This is a genomic window from Cellulophaga baltica (assembly GCF_018861125.1).
Taxonomy (GTDB): Bacteria; Bacteroidota; Bacteroidia; order Flavobacteriales; family Flavobacteriaceae; genus Cellulophaga; species Cellulophaga baltica_A.
Genome location: NZ_JAHKQN010000021.1, coordinates 1 through 1,675, shown reverse-complemented (window position 1 = coordinate 1,675; position 1,675 = coordinate 1). Strand labels below are relative to the sequence as shown.

Annotated in this window: 2 protein-coding genes; both read left to right on the top strand. The window is 35.9% G+C overall.

Annotation, left to right across the window (positions count from 1 at the left end):
• The coding region (locus KO500_RS12385; RefSeq protein ID WP_215956867.1) for a type IX secretion system membrane protein PorP/SprF at positions 1-174 on the top strand (174 nt) is incomplete at its 5' end.
• 11 nt (positions 175-185) lie between these two features.
• On the top strand, positions 186-1,675 hold a 1,490-nt coding region (locus tag KO500_RS12380), incomplete at its 3' end, for a flagellar motor protein MotB (RefSeq protein WP_215956866.1).

Below are 1,675 nucleotides of genomic sequence, written 5' to 3'. Positions count from 1 at the left end.
GTGAGTTTATTAGCAGGTTTTCAAATATCAGAACAGTTGATGCTGGGGCTAGCTTATGATAGAGAAGTAACTGATTTAGGGGCAACACAATTTAATGATGGTTCTTTTGAGGTCTTTTTACGTTATGAGTTTTTAACCCGATACAAAAAAGTAATTACGCCTAGATTCTTCTAAAAATAAGATTTATGAAATTAAAATTAACACATCTAATCATCTGTACGTCTTTTATTGGTTTGAGTCTTCAGGCGCAAGAACGACAAGTGGTTAAAGCCAATACAAAATTCAATAGTTTAGATTATTCTGATGCTATTGCTTCTTATGAAGAGTTAATTGAAGACGGTAATACTTCTGAAGAAGTGTATAAAAACCTTGGTGATGCCAATTACATGAATGCCAACTATGATGAAGCATCAGCATGGTACGCTAAACTCTTTGCTTTAGAAAACACCACCGTTGATCCTGAATATTTATATAGGTATGCACAGACTTTAAAATCTACCAAACATTATGAGGAATCTGACCAGTGGATGGAAAAGTTTGAACAAGCAAAAGCGAGTGACTTACGGGCGACAAACTTTAGTGAGAAAAAAGATTATTTAGAAGTTATTAAAGACAACTCAGGAAGGTACAATGTAAAGAGTCTTTCGATCAACTCCAAAGAATCTGATTTCTCTCCTGCTTTTTATGACAATGAATTGGTGTTTTCATCAGCTAGAGATTCTGGTACTGTAACCAAGAGTGTACACCTATGGAATAGAAAAGCATTCTTAAACCTGTATAAAGCATCCGTTACAGATACTGATGGGTTTTCTACCCCTGAGAAGCTCTCTAAAAAAGTCAATAAAAAAGCACATGAGTCTTCTCCTGTTTTCACCAAAGATGGGCAAACCATGTATTTTACGAGAAACAATTTTAAGAATGGTAGTTTCAATAGAGATGATGAGGGAGTGAGTCGATTAAAACTCTACAAGTCTACCTTAGAAGATAATGTATGGACCAATGTTGTAGAATTACCTTTTAATAGTGATGACTATTCTACAGCGCACCCTACTTTAAGTCCTGATGAAACAAAACTCTACTTTGCATCCGATATGCCGGGTACTAATGGAGCTTCTGATATTTATTATGTGAATATCCTTCAAGATGGTTCGTATGGTATGCCTACAAACTTAGGGACTACAGTAAATACAGAAGCTAGAGAAACCTTTCCTTTTGTAACCAAAGACAATATCTTATACTTTGCTTCTGATGGGCATCCTGGTTTAGGTGGTTTAGATGTGTTTGGAATTGATTTAGAGCAATTGGAAACGACACAGGTTAAAAACTTAGGCGAGCCTTTAAATAGTGAGCAGGATGATTTTTCATACATCATTAATGAGAGTACTAAAAAAGGCTATTTTGCATCCAATAGAGCCGAAGGAATGGGGAGTGATGATATCTACAGCTTTACAGAAACAAAAGCTTTAGATTTTGACTGCTATACCGCTATTGAAGGCATAGTAAAAGATGAAAAAACAAAAGAAATATTACCGGGTGCAGTCGTTAGTATTAAAAATGCACAAGGTGAGGTTGTCGCTAAAGGCATAGCCGATTCTATGGGGAATTTTGACATGGACAGTGCTTGTGAAAAAGGCGCTTATATAGTAATGGCTACCAAAGAGAATTACGAAGAGGG